The organism is Streptomyces sp. NPDC090741, assembly GCF_044769045.1.
GTDB lineage: Bacteria > Actinomycetota > Actinomycetes > Streptomycetales > Streptomycetaceae > Streptomyces.
Map to the genome: position 1 here is coordinate 320,958 of NZ_JBIVXF010000001.1, position 22,316 is coordinate 343,273.

General features: G+C 71.2%; 23 protein-coding genes. 10 read left to right on the plus strand and 13 right to left on the minus strand.

From position 1 onward, the window contains the following. The first annotated feature begins 18 nt into the window (after positions 1–18). Positions 19–1,449 (plus strand): pyruvate kinase, encoded by a 1,431-nt coding sequence (gene pyk, locus ACIQU4_RS01415; RefSeq protein ID WP_403724354.1) that lies wholly within the window; start codon positions 19–21, stop codon positions 1,447–1,449. A 114-nt stretch (positions 1,450–1,563) separates the two neighbouring features. On the opposite strand, the gene ACIQU4_RS01420 is transcribed toward pyk, so the two are convergent. The 4 genes from ACIQU4_RS01420 to ACIQU4_RS01435 form a co-directional block, all read right to left on the minus strand. After that, positions 1,564–2,853, minus strand: coding sequence for a hypothetical protein (locus ACIQU4_RS01420; protein WP_403724357.1), 1,290 nt, complete (start codon positions 2,851–2,853; stop codon positions 1,564–1,566). Continuing rightward, positions 2,843–3,394: a DUF6114 domain-containing protein gene (locus ACIQU4_RS01425; protein ID WP_403724360.1), complete on the minus strand. Its 552-nt coding sequence runs from the start codon at positions 3,392–3,394 to the stop codon at positions 2,843–2,845. Before ACIQU4_RS01425 ends, ACIQU4_RS01420 begins: the two co-directional genes overlap by 11 nt. A gap of 107 nt (positions 3,395–3,501) precedes the next feature. After that, positions 3,502–4,152 carry a DUF6230 family protein gene (locus ACIQU4_RS01430; RefSeq protein ID WP_403724363.1) on the minus strand — a complete coding sequence of 217 codons (651 nt, stop codon included), beginning with the start codon at positions 4,150–4,152 and terminating at the stop codon, positions 3,502–3,504. Positions 4,153–4,715: 563 nt separating this feature from the next. Beyond that, on the minus strand, positions 4,716–5,723 hold the full coding sequence (locus ACIQU4_RS01435) for a tetratricopeptide repeat protein (RefSeq protein ID WP_403724366.1): 1,008 nt from the start codon (positions 5,721–5,723) through the stop codon (positions 4,716–4,718). A 242-nt stretch (positions 5,724–5,965) separates the two neighbouring features. Here ACIQU4_RS01435 and ACIQU4_RS01440 point away from each other — a divergent pair, with 242 nt between their 5' ends. Then, positions 5,966–6,592, plus strand: coding sequence for a TetR/AcrR family transcriptional regulator (locus ACIQU4_RS01440; RefSeq protein ID WP_403724368.1), 627 nt, complete (start codon positions 5,966–5,968; stop codon positions 6,590–6,592). Positions 6,593–6,697: 105 nt separating this feature from the next. On the opposite strand, the gene ACIQU4_RS01445 is transcribed toward ACIQU4_RS01440, so the two are convergent. The 4 genes from ACIQU4_RS01445 to ACIQU4_RS01460 all read right to left on the minus strand — a co-directional run bounded on the left by ACIQU4_RS01445 (position 6,698) and on the right by ACIQU4_RS01460 (position 10,686). Next, positions 6,698–8,398: a methylmalonyl-CoA mutase gene (locus ACIQU4_RS01445; protein ID WP_403724371.1), complete on the minus strand. Its 1,701-nt coding sequence runs from the start codon at positions 8,396–8,398 to the stop codon at positions 6,698–6,700. Between the two features lie 97 nt (positions 8,399–8,495). Continuing rightward, complete coding sequence (locus tag ACIQU4_RS01450; protein ID WP_385584404.1) at positions 8,496–8,825, minus strand: DUF3817 domain-containing protein; 330 nt, start codon at positions 8,823–8,825, stop codon at positions 8,496–8,498. A gap of 78 nt (positions 8,826–8,903) precedes the next feature. Continuing rightward, positions 8,904–9,413 (minus strand): MarR family winged helix-turn-helix transcriptional regulator, encoded by a 510-nt coding sequence (locus ACIQU4_RS01455; protein WP_403724374.1) that lies wholly within the window; start codon positions 9,411–9,413, stop codon positions 8,904–8,906. A gap of 43 nt (positions 9,414–9,456) precedes the next feature. Further along, positions 9,457–10,686 (minus strand): MFS transporter, encoded by a 1,230-nt coding sequence (locus tag ACIQU4_RS01460; RefSeq protein WP_403724377.1) that lies wholly within the window; start codon positions 10,684–10,686, stop codon positions 9,457–9,459. An 86-nt stretch (positions 10,687–10,772) separates the two neighbouring features. Here ACIQU4_RS01460 and ACIQU4_RS01465 point away from each other — a divergent pair, with 86 nt between their 5' ends. Beyond that, positions 10,773–11,771 (plus strand): DUF5937 family protein, encoded by a 999-nt coding sequence (locus ACIQU4_RS01465; RefSeq protein ID WP_403724380.1) that lies wholly within the window; start codon positions 10,773–10,775, stop codon positions 11,769–11,771. A 91-nt stretch (positions 11,772–11,862) separates the two neighbouring features. After that, entirely contained in the window at positions 11,863–12,894 is a 1,032-nt protein-coding gene (locus tag ACIQU4_RS01470; protein WP_403724382.1) for a glycoside hydrolase family 6 protein, read from the plus strand. Between the two features lie 13 nt (positions 12,895–12,907). On the opposite strand, the gene ACIQU4_RS01475 is transcribed toward ACIQU4_RS01470, so the two are convergent. The 4 genes from ACIQU4_RS01475 to ACIQU4_RS01490 form a co-directional block, all read right to left on the minus strand. Further along, on the minus strand, positions 12,908–14,905 hold the full coding sequence (locus tag ACIQU4_RS01475; RefSeq protein ID WP_403724385.1) for a galactose oxidase-like domain-containing protein: 1,998 nt from the start codon (positions 14,903–14,905) through the stop codon (positions 12,908–12,910). Positions 14,906–14,908: 3 nt separating this feature from the next. Next, a complete protein-coding gene (locus ACIQU4_RS01480; RefSeq protein WP_403724388.1) occupies positions 14,909–16,759 on the minus strand; it encodes a glycosyltransferase family 2 protein in 1,851 nt (616 codons plus the stop codon). Between the two features lie 148 nt (positions 16,760–16,907). Then, positions 16,908–17,201, minus strand: a complete 294-nt coding sequence (locus ACIQU4_RS01485) for an MTH1187 family thiamine-binding protein (RefSeq protein WP_403724391.1) — start codon at positions 17,199–17,201, stop codon at positions 16,908–16,910. Continuing rightward, a complete protein-coding gene (locus tag ACIQU4_RS01490) occupies positions 17,198–17,548 on the minus strand; it encodes a DUF3817 domain-containing protein (RefSeq protein ID WP_403724395.1) in 351 nt (116 codons plus the stop codon). The genes ACIQU4_RS01485 and ACIQU4_RS01490 overlap by 4 nt, the downstream gene beginning before the upstream one ends. A 162-nt stretch (positions 17,549–17,710) precedes the next feature. Between ACIQU4_RS01490 and ACIQU4_RS01495 the strand changes: the two genes are divergently transcribed. The 6 genes from ACIQU4_RS01495 (at position 17,711) to ACIQU4_RS01520 (ending at position 21,251) form a co-directional block, all read left to right on the plus strand. Continuing rightward, positions 17,711–18,349 (plus strand): AIM24 family protein, encoded by a 639-nt coding sequence (locus ACIQU4_RS01495; protein ID WP_078621847.1) that lies wholly within the window; start codon positions 17,711–17,713, stop codon positions 18,347–18,349. Next, positions 18,349–18,999 (plus strand): AIM24 family protein, encoded by a 651-nt coding sequence (locus ACIQU4_RS01500; protein ID WP_403724398.1) that lies wholly within the window; start codon positions 18,349–18,351, stop codon positions 18,997–18,999. Before ACIQU4_RS01495 ends, ACIQU4_RS01500 begins: the two co-directional genes overlap by 1 nt. Further along, entirely contained in the window at positions 18,996–19,826 is an 831-nt protein-coding gene (locus tag ACIQU4_RS01505) for an AIM24 family protein (protein ID WP_403724401.1), read from the plus strand. Before ACIQU4_RS01500 ends, ACIQU4_RS01505 begins: the two co-directional genes overlap by 4 nt. A gap of 74 nt (positions 19,827–19,900) precedes the next feature. Beyond that, on the plus strand, positions 19,901–20,377 hold the full coding sequence (locus tag ACIQU4_RS01510) for a MarR family winged helix-turn-helix transcriptional regulator (RefSeq protein WP_403725910.1): 477 nt from the start codon (positions 19,901–19,903) through the stop codon (positions 20,375–20,377). Positions 20,378–20,506: 129 nt separating this feature from the next. After that, a complete protein-coding gene (locus ACIQU4_RS01515) occupies positions 20,507–21,082 on the plus strand; it encodes a PepSY domain-containing protein (protein ID WP_403724404.1) in 576 nt (191 codons plus the stop codon). 94 nt (positions 21,083–21,176) lie between these two features. Then, positions 21,177–21,251 carry a 50S ribosomal protein bL37 gene (locus ACIQU4_RS01520; protein WP_099895366.1) on the plus strand — a complete coding sequence of 25 codons (75 nt, stop codon included), beginning with the start codon at positions 21,177–21,179 and terminating at the stop codon, positions 21,249–21,251. A gap of 80 nt (positions 21,252–21,331) precedes the next feature. On the opposite strand, the gene meaB is transcribed toward ACIQU4_RS01520, so the two are convergent. Beyond that, entirely contained in the window at positions 21,332–22,291 is a 960-nt protein-coding gene (meaB, locus tag ACIQU4_RS01525; RefSeq protein WP_403724407.1) for a methylmalonyl Co-A mutase-associated GTPase MeaB, read from the minus strand. Positions 22,292–22,316 lie beyond the last annotated feature (25 nt).

Below are 22,316 nucleotides of genomic sequence, written 5' to 3' on the forward strand. Positions count from 1 at the left end.
ACGGATAGGATCCGCTCCATGCGCCGTTCCAAAATCGTCTGCACGCTGGGCCCCGCCGTCGACTCGTATGAGCAGCTGAAAGCGCTCATCGAGGCAGGTATGAACGTGGCCCGATTCAACTTCAGCCACGGATCCCAGGCAGAACACCAGGAGCGGTACGACCGCGTCCGGAAGGTCTCCGAGGACACCGGGCGCGCGGTCGGCGTCCTCGCCGACCTCCAGGGTCCCAAGATCCGTCTGGAGACCTTCGCCGAGGGCCCCGTCGAGCTGGTGCGCGGTGACGAGTTCACCATCACCACCGAGGACGTCCCGGGCGACAAGTCCATCTGCGGCACCACCTACAAGGGCCTGCCGGGCGACGTCACCAAGGGCGACCAGATCCTGATCAACGACGGCAACGTCGAGCTGCGGGTGACCGAGGTCGAGGGCCCGCGGGTCAGGACCATCGTCATCGAGGGCGGTGTCATCTCGGACCACAAGGGCATCAACCTGCCGGGTACCGCCGTGAACGTCCCCGCGCTGTCGGAGAAGGACGTCGACGACCTCCGCTTCGCCCTGCGGATGGGCTGCGACATGGTCGCCCTGTCCTTCGTCCGCGACGCCGACGACGTCAAGGACGTCCACAAGGTCATGGACGAGGAGGGCCGCCGGGTCCCCGTCATCGCCAAGGTCGAGAAGCCGCAGGCCGTCGAGAACATGGCGGCCGTGGTCGACGCCTTCGACGCGGTCATGGTGGCCCGCGGCGACCTGGCCGTCGAGTACCCGCTCGAAAAGGTCCCGATGGTCCAGAAGCGGCTCATCGAGATGTGCCGCCGCAACGCCAAGCCGGTGATCGTCGCGACCCAGATGATGGAGTCGATGATCACCAACTCCCGCCCGACCCGCGCGGAGGCGTCCGACGTCGCCAACGCGATCCTCGACGGCGCGGACGCGGTCATGCTGTCGGCCGAGTCCTCGGTCGGCGCTTACCCGATCGAGACCGTCAAGACGATGTCGAAGATCGTCTCGGCGGCCGAGGAGGAGCTGCTGTCCAAGGGCCTGCAGCCGCTGGTCCCGGGCAAGAAGCCCCGTACGCAGGGCGGCTCCGTCGCCCGCGCGGCCTGCGAGATCGCGGACTTCCTCGACGGCAAGGCGCTCATCGCCTTCACGCAGTCCGGTGACACGGCCCGCCGCCTGTCGCGCTACCGCGCCACGCAGCCGATCCTGGCCTTCACCACCGACGTCAACACCCGCAACCAGCTCACGCTGAGCTGGGGCGTCGAGTCGTACGTCGTCCCGCACGTGGACACCACGGACGCGATGGTCGACCTGGTGGACGGCGAACTGCTGAAGCTGGGCCGCCACAACGCCGGCGACACGATGGTCATCACCGCCGGCTCGCCCCCCGGAGTCCCGGGCACGACCAACATGGTCCGCGTCCACCACCTGGGCGGCCAGCCCCAGGCCTGACGCCTACCGCACCTCTGCCGCACAGAGACCGAGGGCGGCACCCCGGACCCCTCACAGGGACCGGGGTGCCGCCCTCGGTGCGTTGTTCCGCGCGGCGCGGTGTGCCGTACGGGACTACTCCGGCGGGCCGACGTAGTTGTGCAGGCCCGGGACCGTGAGGGTGCCGCCGAACTGGCCGGCCTGGACGACCTTGACGTTCGAGAAGAACGCGAACGGGACGTTCAGGGGCGGCGGGCTGTTCGGGGTGAACTCGATCGGGATCAGACCGAAGAGGTTCCCCTTGAGGCTCTCGGTGTACATCGTCACCGTGCCGCCGCGGATCTTGGAGGTGGAGCCCGGGCGGGACTTCAGGTGGGCGACGTTCCCGCTCTTGCCGACCGTCTGGTAGAGGTCCTTGATGTCCAGCGAGTCCGCCGTGAACTTCAGGACCTTCTTCGTCTTGCCGCCCGCCGTTTTCACCTCGACTATGCCGTGGTAATCCAGGCCGTAGAGAGTCAGCAGCGAGCTGTCGAGGTACCAGGGCTCGTCCGGCAGGAGCGGGATCCCCGGCTCCAGTTCGGCGTCGGCCAGCGCCTTGGCGTCGTACGTCGGGCAGGGGAAGGGCTGCTTCCCGTCCGCGTCCTTCGTCTCCTCGGTCTTGGACTTGTCCTCGCCGGCCGCCTTGCCCGTCTCGTCCTTCGGCGTCTTCGCGGTGTCCTTGACGTCCTCGGACAGCTCCTTGACGTCGACACCGGCCTGCTTCGCGGCGTCGCGGATCGCGTCCGCGGCCGGGTCCGGCGCCGGGGCGGGCTTCGTCGTCGGCGGCGTCGTCGTGGCGGGCTTGGTCGGCGTGGGCGTGGGCGTCGGGGTCGGGGTGGCCGACGGGTGCGCGCCCAGGATCGGGGTGGTGATGCCGTCGACGATGCCCTTGACCTTGTCGCCGATGCCCAGGGGGTCCAGCGGGTTCGGCGTCTTGGACGGGGACGGCGTCGCGGCCGGGGCCGAGGGGGCCGTCTGCTTGGACTGGGTGGTGGCATCCGCCGACTTGCTGGCGGACGGCTCCGGCGCCTTCGGGGTCTTCGCGGCCTTCGAGGCACCCGGCGAGGGGGTCGCGGAGGGCGACGAACTCGGCGAGGGCGACGTCGACGTCGACGGGCTCGGAGAGGCCGACTCCGCGGGTTCGTCGGACCGCGTCACACACGGACCGGGCGCGAAGGGAATCTCCTCGTCGGCGAGCGCCAGCTTCGGCGCCATGCCCATCCCGACGAAGACCGCGGTCGGCATGGCCGCCAGCGCCATCGTCTTGCCGACGGGTATCTGGATCTTGTTCAGCAGCGACTTCCGGGGCGCGGCGTGCCGCGGACCCCTTCGTTCACGGGACTCTGCGCTCGGGGCCACGTCCCGCTGCGTCTTGTCACCCCGCACTGTTCCTCCCGCCATCGGCGTGGGCAGTCGTCTCGGTCGCGTAAGCCGTTTCCGTGTCACGGGGGCCGGGCACTCCCAGGGGGCCGCCCCCGTACGTCTCCGCCTTGGCCGCCGCCGCGTCGCCCTGCACGCCCTCCGGCTTGCCCGGCGCCCATGACAGCGAGAGGGCTCCGCCGACCAGGGCGAACAGGAAGCCGAGGAAGAAGCCGCCCAGGTTGGACACCGGCAGGGAGACCAGGGCGAGCAGGATCGCCGCCACTCCGGCGAAGACCCGGATGCCCTGCTGGAACCAGAGGGCCAGGCCGAGGGTGATGAGCAGGATGCCGATGATCAGCGAACCCGCGCCCGCGGTCGTCGCCATGGCGATGGTGACGTTGCCCAGCCGGAGGTCCGCGTACGGGAAGTACGCGATGGGAACGCCCCCGATGAGAGTGAAGAGGCCCGCCCAGAAGGGCCGGCCGCCACTCCAGGCGTGGAAGCGGTGGTACACCGCGGTGAGCCATGCGTCGTCTGCGGCGCGAACCGGGGCCTGGGGGTTCATGGACAACAGCTCCCTGGAAACGGTGGTACGGAGAACTGGGGGAGCCCGGTGGGACGGGCGGCGGCCACGGCCGCCACCCGCCTCTACCGGTCACACCCCGGGACGGGCTACTTCTCGTCCTGGTAGCACGGCTGGTCGCCGCCGAGCAGGCGCAGCTTGAGGTCGGGCAGCGTGAAGGTGCCCGCCGTCGTCGCCCAGGCCTTCTGACGCACGTTCGTCAGCACGGCCTTCTTGGCGCGCTGCGAGAACAGGGCGCCGTTCGCCACCGTGCCGGCCTGCGGCGCGGTGGGGTGCTTGTCGTCGGTCGCGGCACCGACCGCGACACCGATGTCCAGGTCGGTGAACGTGGCGTCGGTGTCGAGCTCCGCAACATCCAGGTAGATGTTGTCCGCGACCGCAGGCTTGCCCTTGTTGCCCGTGCGCAGCTGCATCGTGATGTTGCCGATGCCGGGAATCGGGGTCACCAGCGACTGGCACATGTTGGTGATCTCGGCATGGCGGAACCCGGAGATGGTGACCGGGTGCGCCGCGTCCTTGCCGTCGAGCCCCTTGCCCTTGGCGACGCTGCCGTACTGGAGCAGGTCGTCACCGTCGAGCTTGTCGGCCGAGACCTTGAAGTCCTGGCCGGAGACGCTGAAGGAAGCCGCGAGGGCACCCTGCGCCAGACCCACACCGACCGCGGCGGTGGCCGCGATGCTCGGCACCATGACGAGCGCGAAGCGCTTCCATCTGGTCCCGCCACGAACCTGAGAACTCATTATTCGTTCCTCCTTCTCGGACGTACATCTCCGGTCCGGGCCGTACCCGTCCTGGGATGGGAGAAGTGCTACGTCCTCGGGAAGGAGCGCAGGCGGCCGAGCCGCGGCACAGCCGCGTCCGATACACCGGCGTTCACCCCCGAGCGACAACCACTGGGTCACGCGTTCGCGCAACCAGGAGGACAGGCTCCGCCGGTGCGGCGAAGACCCCCCTGTCCAGCAGCCGGCGCCCCTGGCACCGGCCGGCCCGGTGGGGACCCTACGCCGCGGCTCCGGATGAGCGGGTCTGCGGGAAGGACCGAGCGTCGCCGATCGTGGTCCATTCCAGGCCGGGACACAAGGGGGTTCGTTACTGGCGGGTAACGGCAAGATAACCGGGGATCGACCCGGTGCCATCGGGTGACGACGCTGGGTGTCACCAAGGGCCACGACACAGTGGTGGATTTACGAACACACCGGACAGTTCACGGGGTTCCACTTACTGCGAGTAACAGCAGCTGCGATTACCAAGTTTTGGTAAAGCGCAGCCGCTGTTTCTCTATCTGTCAATAAATCGTCGGCGGCTAGAACAGCACCCGCGCGAGCGCCGTACGGGCCGCCGCCACCCGGGGGTCGTCCGCCCCGATGACCTCGAACAGCTCCAGCAGCCGGACCCGTACCGCGTCCCGGTCCGCGCCGGCCGTCACCCGGACCGTGTCCACGAGGCGCCCGAAAGCGTCCTCCACGTGACCGCCGGCCAGGTCCAGGTCCGCCGCGGCGATCTGGGCCGCCGGGTTCTTCGGGTCCTCGGCCGCCGCCGCGCGCACCGCCTGCGGGTTCATGTCCTTGACCCGGGCGAGCAGCTCGGCCTGGGCCAGGCCCAGCCCGGCCTCGGTGTTCGTCGGGTCGTCCGCCAGTACGTTCCTGTACGCCTGCACCGCGCCGCCCAGGTCACCGGCGTCCAGCGCGACGACGGCCGCTTCCAGCAGCGCGTCGTACGGGCCCGCCGGGGTCTCGTCCTCACCGGCGGCCAGGGCGCCCGCGGGGCCGCCCTCGGCGTTCGGGTCCACCTCGATGCCGATGATCCCGAACCGCTCCTCGGCGACCTGGACCAGCTGCGCGAGGGTCGCGCGGATCTCCTGCTCGGGCGCCACGCCCTGGAACAGCGGCAGCACCTGGCCCGCGACGACGGCGAACACGGCCGGGATGCCCTGGATGCCGAACTGCTGCATCAGCATCTGGTTGGAGTCGACGTCCACCTTGGCCAGCAGGAGGCGGCCGTTCGCCTCGACGGTCAGGCGCTCCAGCAGCGGGCTGAGCTGCTTGCACGGCTCGCACCACTCGGCCCAGAAGTCCAGGACGACCGGGACCTCGGCGGAGAGCTGGAGGACGTCGCGTTCGAAGCCGGCCTCGTCGACGTCGATCACGAGCGCGGACGGCGGCACGGCACCCGCGGAGGCGGGCGCGCCGCCCTGGGCGGTCTGCCGGGCCGCTTCGGCACGGGCCTGCTCGGCCTTCGCCTTGGCCTCGCCGGCCGCCTTCACAGCGGCGAGGTCGACGACGCCGCTCATGGACATGTTTCTGGGCTGCATGCGTACATCCTCCCCCGTGTGCGCGCGCCGACGAAAAAGATCGGCCGAAATGCCTTCTTGAGTACCCTCGGTGGTGCGGTGTTGGCGCCGGGTCCCCACCTGACGCCGGTAGCTCTTCGCGTGGTCGTCGCTCTTACGCTACGAGCCGTAGCGTAACTCCCCGAGCCCTTTCGCGCCCCGTGATCTGAAGCACAGCATTTCGGGACCCGCCGCCTTGGCTACCGGCGGGTATGGTCTCGGCCATGCGTAACCCCAGCTCCCCGACCGGACGCACCGGCCGCCCACGCAGCGCCGCCGCGGACGCCGCGATCCTCGCCGCGACGCGGGACGCGCTGGTCGAGCTGGGCTGGTCGAAGCTGACGATGGGCGACGTCTCGACCCGGGCCGGGGTCGCCAAGACCACCCTCTACCGCCGCTGGGCCGGCAAGAACGAGCTGGTCGTGGACGCCGTCGCGGAGCTCTTCGACTCCCTCGAACTCCCCGACCGGGGCTCCCTCGAAGCCGATATAGAGGACGTGGTCCTCCAGTTCGCGGCGCTGCTGCGGCGGCCGGAGGCCCGTACGGCCCTGATGGCGGTCGTCGCCGAGTCCACCCGGGACGAGGCCCTGCGCGACCGGATCCGGTCGGCGATCGTGGACCGGCAGAAACGTCTCGTCGTACTGGGTCGCGAACGGGCCCAGGCCCGCGGCGAACTCCCGTACGAGGAGGACGAGACCCTCGCCGGCCGCACCACGGACCTGATCTTCGACGTGATCGCCGGCACGGTGGTGCACCGGGCGCTGGTCAGCTCGGAGCCGGTGGACGAGCTCTGGGTGTCCACCTTCACCGCCCTCCTGATGCACGGCCTCCGGGGCCCGGCCCACGCCTGACACCCCTCAGCGCCCGCCCCCCCTCGCGCCCGACACGGCGAAGGCCGGTCGCGGCGCACCCCAAGAGGGGCGCCCACGACCGGCCTTCCACCGCTCAAGCGGGGATCAGAAGCCCGGCGGCTCCGTGTACGTGCCCCACTCGTCGCGCAGCACGTTGCAGATCTCCCCGAGCGTGGCCTCGGCGCGCACCGCGTCCAGCATCGCCGGGATCATGTTCGACCCGTCGCGGGCGGCGGCCAGCATCGCGTCCAGCGAGGACTTCACCTTCGCGTCGTCGCGCCGCGCCTTGCGCGCCGCCAGGTGCTCCACCTGTACGCGCTCCACCTCGTGGCTGACGCGCAGGATCTCCAGGTCCCCGGTCACCGACCCGTGGTGCACGTTGACGCCGACGACCCGCTTGTCGCCCTTCTCCAGCGAGCGCTGGTACTGGAACGCCGACTCGGCGATCTCCCCGGTGAACCAGCCGTCCTCGATGCCGCGCAGGATGCCCGAGGTGATCGGCCCGATCGGGTGCTGCCCGTCCGGGTGGGCGCGCAGGCCGCGCTCCTTGATCTGGTCGAAGATCTTCTCGGCGTCGGCCTCGATGCGGTCGGTGAGCTGCTCCACGTACCAGGAACCGCCCAGCGGGTCGGCCACGTTGGCCACCCCGGTCTCCTCCATCAGCACCTGCTGCGTGCGCAGGGCGATCTCGGCCGCCTGCTCGCTCGGCAGCGCGAGGGTCTCGTCGAGGGCGTTGGTGTGCAGCGAGTTGGTGCCGCCGAGGACGGCCGCGAGGGCCTCGACGGCGGTGCGCACGACGTTGTTGTACGGCTGCTGCGCGGTCAGCGAGACGCCGGCCGTCTGGGTGTGGAAGCGCAGCCACATCGACTTCTCGTTCTGCGCCCCGTACACCTCCTTCATCCAGCGCGCCCAGATCCGGCGGGCGGCGCGGAACTTGGCGATCTCCTCGAAGAAGTCGAGGTGCGCGTCGAAGAAGAAGGAGAGGCCGGACGCGAAGTGGTCCACGTCCAGACCTCGGGACAGGCCCAGCTCCACGTACCCGAAGCCGTCGGCGAGGGTGTACGCGAGCTCCTGCGCGGCCGTCGCCCCGGCCTCGCGGATGTGGTAGCCGGAGACGGACAGCGGCTTGTAGGCCGGGATGCCCTTCGCGCAGTACTCCATGAGGTCGCCGATGAGGCGCAGGTGCGGCTCGGGTTCGAAGAGCCACTCCTTCTGGGCGATGTACTCCTTGAAGATGTCGGTCTGGAGCGTGCCGTTGAGCACGGCCGGGTCCACGCCCTGCCGTTCGGCGGCGACCAGGTACATGCAGAAGGCGGGTACGGCCGGGCCCGAGATCGTCATCGAGGTGGTCACGTCGCCCAGCGGGATGTCCTGGAACAGGACCTCCATGTCGGCGGCGGAGTCTATGGCGACCCCGCAGTGGCCGACCTCGCCGAGCGCGCGGGGGTCGTCGGAGTCGCGCCCCATGAGGGTCGGCATGTCGAAGGCCACGGAGAGCCCGCCGCCGCCGGCGGCCAGGATCATCTTGTAGCGCTCGTTGGTCTGCTCGGCGTTGCCGAACCCGGCGAACTGGCGGATGGTCCAGGTCCGGCCCCGGTATCCGGTGGCGTGCAGGCCTCGGGTGTACGGGTACTCCCCCGGCCAGCCGATGCGCTCGAATCCCTCGTAGGCGTCACCGGGCCGGGGCCCGTAGACGGGATCGACGTCATCCCCGGAGAGCGTGGTGAAATCGGCCTCGCGCTTGCGGGCCTTGTCATAGCGGGCCTGCCAGCGGCGGCGGCCCTCCTCGATGGCGTCAGCGTCCATACCCATGAATTTACTAGGACGTCCTAGTAAATGTCGATGGGAAACCCCGGGGAGTATCCCCGGGGTGCCCGCGTACGAGCGCCGCTCCAGGACGCCTCTAGGCGTCGGCGGTCGCCATCGCGTCGACGACCAGCGGCTCGATCTCGGCGCGGACCTTGCGCTCGACGAAGAAGGCGGCCAGCGGGATCGTGCCGGAGACCAGCACCCAGAGCAGCTTCGGGAACGGCCACCTGGCCTTGGAGCCCAGGTCGAAGGCGAACACCAGGTAGATCATGAACAGCACGCCGTGCACCTGCGAGACCGCGAGGGTCAGGTCGGCGCCGGTGTCGAAGCCGTACTTGAAAACCATGCAGGTGCAGAGGATCAACAGCATGACCGCGGTCAGATAGGCCATGACCCGGTAGCGGGTCAGCACGCTCTTCTTCATGCCGATGAGCCTAACCGTCCGATTTGCTCGATCTTGACGGGGGCCCGGCGACCGCGGTCCGCCGCTCCTCCACCACTCCTACTGCTCCTCGAAGTCCGCTGCGGCGACCCGCAGCGGGCGCAGGAGCGCGAAGATCTCCTGGCATTCCTCGGCGTCGTACGCGCGGAGCCCGAAGTCGACCGCCATCAGGTCCTCCGTCGCCGCCTCGACGACCTCGCGGCCCTTGTCCGTGATGGACGCGAGCGTGCCGCGGCCGTCGTTCGGGTTCGGCCGCTTGGCCACGAGCCCGGACCGCACCAGCCGGTCCACGGTGTTCGTCACCGACGTCGGATGGACCATCAGCCGCTCGCCGATCTTCGACATCGGCAGTTCGCCGGCCTTGGAGAAGGTGAGCAGCACCAGCGCCTCGTACCGCGCGAAGGTCAGCCCGTACGGCTTGACCACCGCGTCGACCTCGCCGAGCAGGATCTGGTGCGCGCGCATGATCGAGGTGATGGCGGCCATCGAGGGCACCGGTCCCCAGCGCCGCTGCCAGAGCTCGTCGGCGCGGGCGATGGGGTCGAAGGGGAGGCTGAGCGGCTTGGACACGCACCCGACCCTACCGGGCGGTCATTTGGCGGCGGGCCCCGTCTCATTCTTCGGTCGGCCGTCCCGACGGCCCGCGGCCCGCGGCCCGCAGCTCGGCGAGGAGGAGCAGCACCACCGCCGTGCCGAGTACGGCCGCGCCCGCGACGACCACGTGCACCGGCAGGAACTCGGCGGCCAGCCCGGCCAGCGCCATGCCGACGCCCTGGAGGGTCATCAGCCCGGTGCTCAGCAGGGTCATCGCCCGGCCGCGCAGCGCGTCCGGGACGGCGTCGACGTACCACTGGTCGAGGCCGAGGGTGTACGCGTGCGCCAGGCCGGCCAGCAGCAGGGCGGCCAGTACGGCCATCACCCCGGGCCGGAAGGCGTACACGAGCAGCGGCAGCAGGCCGGCGGCCGCGAGCGGGGCCACGAGCCGGGAGCGGGCCCGCGGGCCGAGCACCGAGCCGGCCCACAGTTCACCCGCGATGGTGCCGACGGGCAGGGCGCACATCATCACTCCCAGGGCGGCGGTGCCGGCGCCGATGCCGTCGGCGTACGGGACGAGCAGCGCCTCGGGGGCGATGACGAAGACGGGCGGCAGCCAGAACAGCAGGGTCAGGGCGCGCAGGCGGCGCTCGCCGAGGACGGCGCGCAGCCCGGCGAGCGGGGAGGTGCGCCCGGCGGCGGCCCGGGCCGGCCGCGCCGCCGTGCCGAAGCGCAGCAGCAGGGCCGAGCACAGGAATCCGGCGGCGGTCAGCGCGATGGCCGCGCGCGGGGCCAGGACGGTGAGCAGCAGACCGCCGAGGCCGAAGCCGATGAGCTGGGCGCTCTGGGCCACCATGCGCATCAGGGAGCGGCCGAGGACGTAGGCGTCGCCGGGGCCGAGGATGTCGGCGAGGGAGGCGTTGCGGGTGCCCTGGAAGAGGGGGGCGACGAAGGCCATGGCGCAGCGCAGGACGAGCAGCCCGGCGACGGGGGTGCCGGGCAGGACCATGGCCGCCGCGCAGGCGGCGCAGACGAGGTCGCAGCCGACGAGGACCCGGCGGGCGGGCCGGCGGTCGGCGATCCCGGCGAGGAGGGTCCCGCCGAGGGCGTACGGGAGGAAGCCGAGGGCGAACGTGAGCGCGCTCATCAGGGGCGAGCCGGTGGCGCGGAACACCAGGACGGTGAGGGCGATCTCGGCGACTACGACGCCGAGGACGGACAGCAGGTGCGCGGCGAACACGGGCCGGAACTCCCGGACCCGGAAGACGGACCGGTATCCGCCGGCGGCCTCGTTGACGGTGAGGGACATACGGCGACCCTGCGGGACTACGGTGGGGGTGCGGCAGTGATTCGCTCTGTGCCGAATCACACCGCCCGGGGCCCGGAAGGAGAGACATGGCGTTCCACTTCCGGTTCGGGGCCGGGGACCTGCTGCGGTGCCGGTTCTCCGTTTCGCCTCGCTGGGAGACGCAGGAGGCGGTGCGGACCCTGCTCCGGCCGGGGCGGCAGGCGTACCACCTGCCCTGGCTCCGGCAGGTCCGGGCGGCCGCCGACGGGCTGGACCTGCGGCCCCTGTGGCTGCTGATGCCGCGGGCCGGCCACAACCCGGACTTCCTGAGCCCGCCGCCGGCCGGACCCTCCGTCACCTTCGAGGAGGAGCTGGCGCGGGTCCGGTCCGCGGCCGCCGATCCGCGGGCCGTACGGGAGGACCTGCGGCGCGCCCTCGTCTGCACCCCGGGCGCCGCCGAGAGCGACCTCGGGCGGCGGATGCTCGCCGACCCGGCCCGCGCCGTACGGGAGCTGGCCGACCTCTACGAGCAGGCCTGGGCCGCGCTGGTCGCCCCGCACTGGCCGCGGCTGCGGGCCCTGCTGGAGGCCGACATCCTGTTCCACTCGCGGCGGCTGGCGGCGGGCGGGCTGGAGGCGCTGTTCGACGGCCTCCACCCGGACCTGCGGTGGTCGGACGGGACGCTCACCATCGACCGCCCGACCCACCACGACCGCTCCCTGGACGGGCAGGGCCTGCTCCTCATGCCGAGCGCGTTCGTGTGGCCGGAGGTGGTCGGCGGGTACGACCCGCCCTGGCAGCCGACGCTGGTGTACCCGGCGCGGGGCATCGGCGCACTGTGGACGGCGTCGGCGGGGCCGACCCCTCGGGCACTGGCACGGCTGCTGGGCCGCGGCCGGGCCGACGTCCTGTGCGCCCTCGACGAGCCGGCCTCCACGACGGCGCTGGCCCACCGGCTCGGCCTCGCCCCGGCCACGGTCTCGGCGCACCTGAAGGCCCTGCACGGCGCGGGGCTGCTGATCTCGGCCCGGCACGGCCACCGGATCCTGTACGAGCGCACCCCGCTCGCCATCGCCCTGACGACGGGCGGTGCGCCCCGGACGTAGGCAGGCGCGGTGTCGTGGGGCGGGGGTCACCGACCGTCATGTCACGATATGCCGGTCGTGATTGCGTGCGTCGACCCTTCGAGGAACCCGGATGCCAGGCCGACCCCGCCCCAGAGCCCTCGCCGCCGCGCTCGGCCTCGCGCTGCTGATCGCCGCGGCCCCCGGCTGCGGGAGCGAGGAGTCCGCCCCTGCGCAGGCGCCCGCGGAGGCGCCGCCCGAGGCCGCGGCGCAGGCCGCGCCCGCCGGATCCCCGTACTGGGTGGACCCGGAGAGCGACGCGGCCCGGCAGGTCGCCGCCTGGGAGGCGCAGGGCCGCAACGGCGACGCCCAGTTGCTGCGCCGGATCTCGGAACGGCCCATGGCCCTGTGGGGACCGGGCGACGACCCCGGTCCCGCGATCCGCCGGGCCGCGGAGGGCGCCAAGGCGGCGGGCCGGATCCTGCTGCTCACCGCGTACAACATCCCCTACCGCGACTGCGGCCAGCACTCGGCGGGCGGGGCGACGGGCGCCACCGCGTACCGCAACTGGATCGGAGCCTTCGCCGACGCCATCGGCGACGCCAGGGCGGTCGTGGTCCTGGAGCCGGACGCCGTCCCGCACATCGTGGACGGCTGCACCCAGGCGGCCCACCACGAGGAGCGCTTGCGGCTCCTGTCCGAGGCCGTCATCCGGCTGAAGAGGAACCGGAACACGAAGGTCTACCTGGACGCCGGCAATCCGGCCTGGATCCCGGACCCGATGAACCTCGTCGAACCCCTCTACAAGGCCGGGCTCGACCAGGCCGACGGCTTCTCCCTCAACGTCTCCAACTTCCAGCCCGACGCGGCCGGCCGGGAGTACGGCGCCCGCATCTCCGCGGCCGCCCACGGCAAGCACTTCGTCATCGACACCAGCCGCAACGGCGAGGGCCCGCTCACCGGCGGCGGCCACGAGGCCTGGTGCAACCCGCCCGGGCGCGCCCTCGGGATCGCGCCGACCGACAGGACGGGCGACCCGCTCGTCGACGCGTACCTCTGGATCAAGCGGCCCGGCGAGTCCGACGGGCCCTGCCGCGGCGGCCCGGCGGCCGGCCGGTGGTGGCCTGACTACGCGCTCGGCCTGGCCGCCCGCGCCAAGGAGTAGGCCCCGCGAGGGGCTACTCGTCCGGCGCGTCCACCGGCTCCGGCCGCGCCTTCGGCTCCCGTACCTGGAGCCACCTCGCCTCCGAGGGCGTCCCGTCCGCATCCGTCACGAACAGCATGTACCAGCCCGGCGGCACCAGCGTCGGATCCTTCGGCACGTCGACCGTCACCGCCCCGGCCGCCCGCGCCAGCCCGAGCTCGATCGAGCGCTGCTCCACGTCCGTGGTGTGCGTGACCGCGCTCGGCCGCATCAGCCGGGCCCGCCGGATCCGCTCCGGGTGCGGCGACGTGAAGGTGGCCCGCCCGTCCCGGCCGACCTCGGCCGGCCCGGCCCCCAGGACCGGCCGCAGCGCCGGGTCCCGGTACAGGTAGGGCGGCGAGTACACCTCCAGCCGGTGCTCGAACCTGCCGAGCCGGGTGTTGTCCTTGTCCGCGAAGAGCGGGTCGGAGCCGAAGGTCGCGATCCGCCCGTCGGGCAGCAGCAGCGCCTCGGAGTGGTAGTTGCGGCCCACCTCCGGATCGGCGGCGGCCACGAAGGAGTCGGTGCGCGGGTAGTAGAACTGCGCCTTGTGGACGTCGCTGGCGCCCCGGCCGCGGTAGTCGCGGGAGCCGCCGGTGGTGAACACGGAGTCGTCCGGCAGGAGCACGCTGCTCAGGTACCGGGTGCCCTGCGGCAGCCGCGCCGAGGAGCGGAAGACCGGGTTGTCCTCCTTGAGGTCCACGATCGCCGTCCGGCTGGACGACAGCTTCGACTCGCCGACCCCGCCACCGCCCAGCACCATCACCCGCTGGTCCTGGGCCGGCGGCAGCAGCACCGAGGACGAGGTCTCCAGCTGGTCGGGGTCCGCCAGCCCCGGCACCTGTGTGAACTTGTTGGTCTTCAGGTCCCACACGCCGGGCTCGCGCCCCTTGTCCGCCGGGCCGTAGCCCGCGTTGGAGCCGGTGTAGAGCAGTTTGCCGCCCTGTACGAGGAAGAGCGCGGGGTAGGTCGGGAAGTAGCGGAAGGGGCCCCGGGTCCACTGCTTCGTCTTCGCGTCGTAGAACTCGTTGTCGCCGGGGACCACGTCCCCCACGTCGTTGAGCCCGGAGACCGCGAGGACCCGCCCGTCCTGGAGCGCCACCAGGGTCGGGTACCAGCGGGCGTCCTTCATCGGGTCGACGGGGACGTACTTCTCGGCCCTCGGGTCGAACTCGTACGCCGACTTGATCCCCTGGAAGTCCTGCTTCTCGACGCTCAGCCGCTCCGCGAGCCCGTAGACGTTGTCGGCGTCCTTCCCCTTGAGGCCGAGGATCCGGTACTGCGCGGCCTCGGTCGTCAGCCCCTCGGCGCCGGCCTTGACGGCCTCGACGAAGACCCGCGCCTCCGAGGCCACCACCTTGCTCTGCCAGGGCTTCAGGTGCCCCTTGCGCCCGTACGTGATCTCGAACTCTCGCTTGGCCTTCGGCACGGTGACGTCGAACCTCGACACGTACTCGACCCCGGACGGGGACCGGAACCGGGCGCCCTTCCTCAGCCGGACCACCTTGTCGGGGCTCTCGTTCTTGACCCGCATGCCGCCGCCCGCGCGGGTGACCTTGCCGTCGAGGACCTCGTACCGGGCGGTGCCGCCCGCCACCAGCAGCCGGCCGTTCGGCAGTTGGCTGTGGCCCGAGCAGAAGAAGTCCTCCGGTGTCGGGATCTTCTTGAAGCTGTCGTCCTTCGGGTCCCACAGGACGGTGTCGAAGGTGCCCTTGTCGAACTTCTTCTGGTTGTTGCCGGAGCCGGCGATCAGCAGCACCTTGCCCGTGTGCAGCAGGGCCGCGTGCATCGCGTCGATCCGGTACTCCTCGGGGAGGCGGACCTGCCCCCACGAGCCGTACTGGATCTTGTAGCTGGACTGCCCGACCTTGTACGAGTGGTAGCGCTCCTGTGCGAAGGAGAGCGCGGCGGGCGCGTTGAGCGCGGCCAGCACCACCAGGGCCCCGGTGCCCAGCACGGTGTTCTTGAACTGTTTCGACGGCCGGTACGCCATGGGTCAGTTCCCTCCCGTCGGCGCGGCGAAAGCCGGCTCCGGCTCCTCGCCCGGCCCGTGGCCGTGGCCGTGGCCGTGGCCGTGGCCGTGGCCGAGGTCCAGCGATCCGGCGGCCCGGGCCCGGGCGGCGGCTGCGGCCCGGCGCTCGCGCAGCAGGGTCCGGGCCCACACGGCCACCGGCGCGAGGGCGATGAGCAGGGCGAGCACCGCCCAGGTGCGCATCGCGGCGTGCGTGTGGCCCAGGCGGACCGAGGCCACGAGGGAGAGGGCCAGGACGGCGGCCCAGCCGAGGTGGATCCGGAAGGTCGGGAGCCGGTCGGGGCTGGCGTCGCCGCCCTTGGGGGTGACGACGAAGCCGCCCCGGGTGCGCAGCAGGGCCGAGGCGAGCGACGCGAGGTAGACGGGCGCGCAGATCGCGGACATCGCCATGCCGGCCAGGCCGCCGGAGCCCTCGGGCTCGTGGGGGGAGATGTTGTGCCGGCGGTTCCACAGGTAGAGGCCCACCTGGAGGGCGGCGGCGTCGGTGTAGAGCATGAGCCACACCTCGGAGGAGACCTGGGTGCCGGATGCGCCGAACCACAGGAACAGGACGCAGCTGAGGATGCCGAGGAGCCAGTTGGCGGCGGTCATCGGGTAGTAGAGGAGCATCAGGGTGTAGTTGAGCGTCCGCCCCGGGGGCATCCGGAAGAAGCCTTTCCAGTACTGCCGGAAGAGGGTCTCGTACGTCCCCCGGGACCAGCGCAGCTGCTGGGTGAAGAAGTCGGTCCACGAAGCCGGGCCCTCGCCGACGGCGAGCACGTCGGGGGTGTAGACGGAGCGCCAGAACCGCCCGGTGGCCGGATTGCGCCGGCGGTGCAGCTCGAAGCCGGTGGCCATGTCCTCGGTGAGGGAGTCGTAGAGCCCGCCCACCTGCTTGAGGGCGCTGATCCGTACGGCGTTGTTGGTGCCGACGAACATGGGGGCGCCGTAGCGGTTGCCGGCGCGCTGGATCAGCGCGTGGAAGAGGTACTGCTGGGATTCGGCGGCCTTGGTGACGGCGCCGGTGTAGTTGCCGTACACCTGCGGACCGACGACGAAGGCGATGTCCGGGTCGCGGAAGTAGCCGAGCATCCGCTCCAGGAAGTTCGACAGCGGGACGTGGTCGGTGTCGACGGAGGCGAGGAACTCGTAGTCGTCGCCGTGCGCGACCAGCCAGGCGTTGTAGTTGCCGTGCTTGGTCCGCGCCCGGTGGGGGCCCTTGCGGGTGTTCCATCCGGCGATGCCCTTGCGGGTGAAGTGCCGTACGCCGATCTCCGCGCACAGGGCCCGGACCTCGGGGTCGTCCCCCTCGTCCAGCAGCCATACGTCGAGCGGGCCGTCGTGCCGCAGGGCGACCGCCCCCAGGAGGGTGCTGCGCACCATGGCGAGCGGCTCTTTGCCGGGGACGTACGTGGTCAGGAAGGCGACCTTGGTGCCGGGTTGGGGCGGCACCGGTACCGGGTCGCGGGCGACCATCGTCGCGTGGGCCACCGACAGGACGTTGACCAGCATGAACAGCATGATCAGCGCGATGGAGCCGAGCATCACGGCGTCGAGGCGGATCAGCCAGCGCTCACCGCCCTCGCGGACGGTCCGGTGCGTGGGCCAGACGAGGTAGAGCAGCAGCCCGGCCGCGGCGACGGGGGCCAGGGCCATGAGGAGGACGGCGCGTATTCGGGTGCGCAGCTGCTCGCGCGACAACAGGGAGCGGTAGCCCACCCGGTAGGCGGTGGGGGTGCCGGAGGCGGTGGCGGTGGCGGTGGCAGTGCGGTCCGGCTCCGCGAACGGGCCGGCGAGGCGGCTGTGGGTCTCGTAGTCGAAGCCTTCCGGCCGCACGGCCCCTCCAGTGCTCGACGCCCAGGGTTTGATATCACCACAAAAGGTGACAAACCCTGAGCGTGTCGAACGGGGCTCGGCCGAACGAGGGGTTCCGCACACCCGCCTGCGGACAGGGCCGTCCGGGTGGCGGGAACGAGGGGCCGCACTAGGCCAGGTGGCGCTCCACCGTCTCCACCTTGGACGTCAGCCCGTCGACCACCCCGGGGCGGATGTCGGCCTTGAGGATCAGCGACACCCGCGGCGCCCGCTCCTCCACGGCCGCCACCGCGCGCTTGACCACGTCCATCACCTCGTCCCACGACTCTCCCTCGATCGAGGTGAACATGGCGTCCGTACGGTTCGGCAGACCCGACTCCCGTACGACGCGCACCGCGTCGGCCACGTACTCGCCGACCTCTTCACCGACCCCCAGCGGGGTCACCGAGAACGCGACGATCACGCTGCGTTCGCCGCCTCGCGCCGGGCGCGGGCCGCCATGACGCTGTCGGCCTCCTCGCGCTTGAGGAGCTTGTCGCCGTAGAGGCCGCCGAAGGGCAGCAGCGCCAGCAGGAAGAACAGGGCGACCTTCTTGACCGGCCACTTCGCCTTGTTCCACACGTCCAGCAGGAAGACCGCGTAGATGACGAACAGGATCCCGTGCAGGATGCCGAGCGGCATCATCAGGTAGTCGATTTCGGAGATCCGGCTCAGCACCGATCCGAAGATCAGCAGGGCCGGGAACGACAGCGCCTCCGGTACGGAGATGAGGCGCAGCCGGTGCAGGGCGGAAGCGGTCTTGATGTCCACGATGAACCTTCGGGGTGGTGGCCGGGGGTCCGTTCCAGTGTCTCAGCCGCCCTGCCCGATCTTGAGGCGGGGCCGCCGCCCGAGGTGTGCGAGATGCCGCAGTCGCCGGATATCGGCCACCGGGCCCTGTTCGCCTTCGCCCGCTGCCGATAACGTCATCCCGTGGCTCAGTTCCGACTCCAAGGCAGCAAGGTGCTCGCCGTCGACCTGACCGGGGATGCCGTGAAAGCGAAGAACGGCTCCATGGTCGCGTACGACGGTCAGATGGCCTTCAAGAAGATGACCGGCGGCGGCGAAGGTCTGCGCGGCATGGTGACCCGTCGGCTGACGGGTGAACAGATGACCGTGATGGAAGTGCAGGGGCACGGCACCTGCTTCTTCGCCGACCGCGCGAGCGAAATCAATCTGGTCAACCTGCGCGGCGAGAAGCTGTACGTGGAGTCCAGCAACCTCCTGTGCACCGACGCCGGCCTGCGCACCGGCACCACCTTCACCGGCCTGCGCGGCGGGGCGACGGGCAACGGCCTGTTCACCACCACCGTCGAGGGCTCCGGGCAGGCGGCGATCATGTCCGACGGCCCGGCGGTGGTGCTGCGCGTCAGCGGCCAGTACCCGCTCTCCGTCGACCCGGGGGCGTACATCGCGCACACCGGGAACCTCCAGCAGTCCTTCCAGTCGGGGATCAACTTCCGCACCCTGATCGGCGAGGGCTCGGGCGAGGCGTTCCAGATCCGCTTCGAGGGCGAGGGCCTGGTCTACGTGCAGCCCAGCGAGCGCAACACCATCGGGGGCGACATCTGATGCCGTTCCGCGAGATCAACTCGAAGATGGTCGAGGCCCAGGTGATCCCGGGGCAGCGGATGTTCAGCCAGCGCGGCGCGATGCTCGCGTACCGCGGCGACGTCTCCTTCACCCCGAGCCTGACCGGCGGTCAGGGCGGGGTGATGGGCATGATCGGGCGCCGCGTGGCGAACGAGCAGACCCCGCTGATGACGGTCGAGGGCAGCGGCACCGTGATGTTCGGCCACGGCGGCCACCACATCCAGGTGATCGGCCTGACCGGCGAGACCCTGTACGTCGAGGCCGACCGGCTGCTCGCCTTCGACGGCACGCTCCAGCAGGGCACGATGTTCATGGGCTCGCAGGGGGGTGTCATGGGCATGGTCCGCGGTCAGGTGACCGGCCAGGGCCTGTTCACCACCACCCTCAAGGGGCACGGCTCGGTCGCCGTGATGGCCCACGGCGGGGTCATCGAGCTGCCCATCACCCCGAACCGTCCGATCCACGTCGACCCGCAGGCGTACGTGGCCCACCACGGGGACGTCAGGAACAAGCTCTCCACCGCGCTCGGCTGGCGGGACATGGTGGGGCGCGGCTCGGGCGAGGCGTTCCAGCTGGAGCTGTCGGGCCAGGGAGCGGTGTACGTACAGGCCTCGGAGGAGAAGCTGTGAACTTTGGTCCGGTCGTCGGCGGGCCGGGAGGCCCGACGGTCTTCGACCCGCACACCCTGCCCTCCGACGACAACGTGAACGCGTACACCTTCTGCGTGGAGCTCAAGGGGAGCCAGTGGTTCCTGCAGAAGGGCAAGATGATCGCCTATTACGGGCGCATGGAGTTCAACGGCGTCGGCAACGGCCGCTTCGACCGGCTGCTGCGCACCAGCTTCCACTCGCCGATGCACGCCGCCGACTGGGTGGTGGCCGAGGGCTCGGGGAAGATGCTGCTGGCCGACCGGGCGTTCGACGTGAACTCGTACGACCTGGACAATGGGAACCTGACGATCAGGTCGGGCAACCTGCTGGCCTACCAGCCCTCGCTCGCCCTGAAGCAGTCGATCGTGCCGGGGTTCCTGACCCTGATCGGAACGGGGAAGTTCGTGGCGGCGTCCAACGGGCCGGTGGTGTTCATGGAGCCGCCGATGCGCGTGGACCCGCAGGCGCTGGTGGGATGGGCGGACTGCCCGTCCCCCTGCCACCACTACGACCACGGCTACATGTCGGGCGTCATCGGCGGGCTGCGCTCGCTGACGGGCATCGGCGGCAGCTCCGGCGAGGAGCACCAGTTCGAGTTCGTCGGGGCGGGGACGGTGCTGCTGCAGTCTTCGGAGATGCTGATGGCGGAGCAGGCGATCGGGGCCGTCGGCGCCGGCGCGGAGTCGGCGGGCGTGCCCGGGGCCGGGTACGGCGGCGGGCACGGGCAGCAGGGCCCGCTGGGGCAGCTGGGCGTGCCGCGCATGCCGGGACAGCTGGGTGACATCCAGCGGCGCCTCGGCCTGTGACCCTCGACTTGATCTTTGTTGCCCCTTTTTTGTACGTAATTCAACTTCTTAGGTAGAGTTCATTCATGGAGACCATGGAGACCGAGACGGCCACACGCTGGCTGACCGAGGCCGAGCAGTGCACCTGGCGCACCCATCTGGACGTCAGCAGGCTGCTGATGCACCAGCTGGAAAAGGATCTCCAGCCTTTTGGACTCACCAACAACGACTACGAGATCCTCGTGAACCTCTCGGAGTCGGAGGGCCACCGGATGCGGATGAGCGATCTCGCGACGTCGACGCTCCAGTCCAAGAGCCGGTTGTCCCACCAGATCACCCGCATGGAGACGGCGGGCCTGGTCGTCCGGGTGAACTGCGAGTCCGACCGCCGGGGACTGTACGCCGTCCTGACCGACGAGGGCATGGAGCTCATGCGGAAGGTCGCCCCGCACCACGTGGCGTCCGTCCGCCGACACTTCATCGACCTGCTGCCGCCGGAGGCCCTGGCGGCGCTGCGCGCCTCGCTGGAGCCGGTCGCGACGCACCTGCGGGACCAGCGCGGCAAGGTCTGACACCGGCCGGACGGCGCCCTTCTCCGGAGTGCCGTCCGGGGCGGCGGCCCGGAGAATGAGGGGTAACGCTCGCTCGCCGGCCGCCCGCCGAGCAACCGTAAGCGCATGGCCGGCCAGAGGAGGTCAGCCATGCACTGCAAGCACAAGGCGTACGTTTCCACGGCCGCGGCCGTGGTCCTGCTGGCCGGGGGCCCGGCGGTGGCCGCCGCCGCACACACGGCCGACGCGGCGAGAACCACCCCCGCGGCCGCCCCGGCCCGCGCCGACGTGGACGCCGCGGCGGCGGTCGCCGCGGCGCTGAAGAAGTACCCCGGTGTCGTGGAGTCCCTCGACAAGGACGGCGCCGTCTGGCACGTCGACGTCATCGCCAAGAACGGCAAGCACGCGGAACTGACGGTCGACACCCGCAGCGGCAAGGTGTTCACCGAGAACGCGGACGACAACAGCGACGACGGCGGGAACAAGGCGGTGGTCGCCGCGAAGGTCACCGCCCAGCAGGCGATGAAGGCGGCCGTCGCCGCCCATTCCGGCCAGGTCTCGTCCGTGGAGTGGGACGACGATGACGACAACGGCTCCCGCTACTGGAACGTCGAGGTCAAGTCCGGCGACAAGACCACCAACGTCCACGTCGACGCCACGTCGGGCAAGGCGACGGTGTCCGGATCGGACTCGGACGGCGACGGCAACGACGACGGCAACAACTGACACGAGCCGGTCCGCGGGTTCCCATGCGGACCGGATCGGGCGCCCCTAGACTGGCGAACGCCCGGATTACCCCGATCTTCGAGGGAGTGGCGTCATGGCCAAGCGCGGCAACAAGAAGCGAGCACGCAAGAAGAAGAAGGCGAACCACGGCAAGCGTCCCAACGCCTGACCGGTCCGTCCGCAGACGTACGAGAGCCGCGCCCCGGAAGAACGGGCCGCGGCTCTCGCGTGCGTACGCCGTACGGCCGCTCAGGCCTCCGTCAGCGTCGCCAGCAGGGTGTCCGCGGCCGCGTACGGGTCCAGCTCGCCGGCCGCGACCCGGGCCGCGAGGGCGTCGAGGTGCGCGTCCCCGCGCACGTCCGCCATCCGGGCCCGCAGGGTCGTCACCGCGATGGTCTCCACCTCGCGCGCGGCCCGTGCCGTACGCCGCTCGGCCAGCACCCCGCGCTCGTCCATCCACGCCCGGTGCTTCTCCAGGGCCTCGACCAGCTCGTCGATGCCCGTGCCCCGCGCCGCGACCGTCTTGACGATCGGCGGCCGCCAGTCGCCCGCGCCCCGGGACTCCCCGAGGCCCAGCATGTGGTTCAGCTCCCGGGCGGTGGCGTCGGCGCCGTCCCGGTCCGCCTTGTTGACCACGTACACGTCGCCGATCTCCAGGATTCCCGCCTTCGCGGCCTGGATCCCGTCGCCCATCCCGGGGGCCAGCAGCACCACCGAGGTGTCGGCCTGCGAGGCGATCTCCACCTCCGACTGCCCGACCCCGACCGTCTCGACCAGGATCACCTCGCAGCCGGCCGCGTCCAGCACCCGGATCGCCTGCGGGGCGGCCCAGGCCAGGCCGCCCAGGTGGCCGCGGGTGGCCATGGAGCGGATGTAGACCCCCGGGTCGGAGGCGTGGTCCGACATCCGGACCCGGTCGCCCAGCAGCGCACCGCCGGAGAACGGCGAGGACGGGTCGACGGCGAGGACGCCGACCCGCTTGCCGGCCTTGCGGTACGCGGAGACCAGCGCCGAGGTGGACGTGGACTTGCCCACGCCCGGGGAGCCGGTCAGGCCCACCACGTAAGCCCCGCCCGTCAGCGGGGCCAGGGCCGCCATCACCTCGCGCAGCTGCGGGGACGCCCCCTCGACCAGCGAGATCAGCCGGGCCACCGCTCTCGGCCTGCCCTCACGCGCCTGGGCCACCAGCTGGGGGACGTCCACCGTCATACGTGCTGCGCTCCTCGGATCGGGT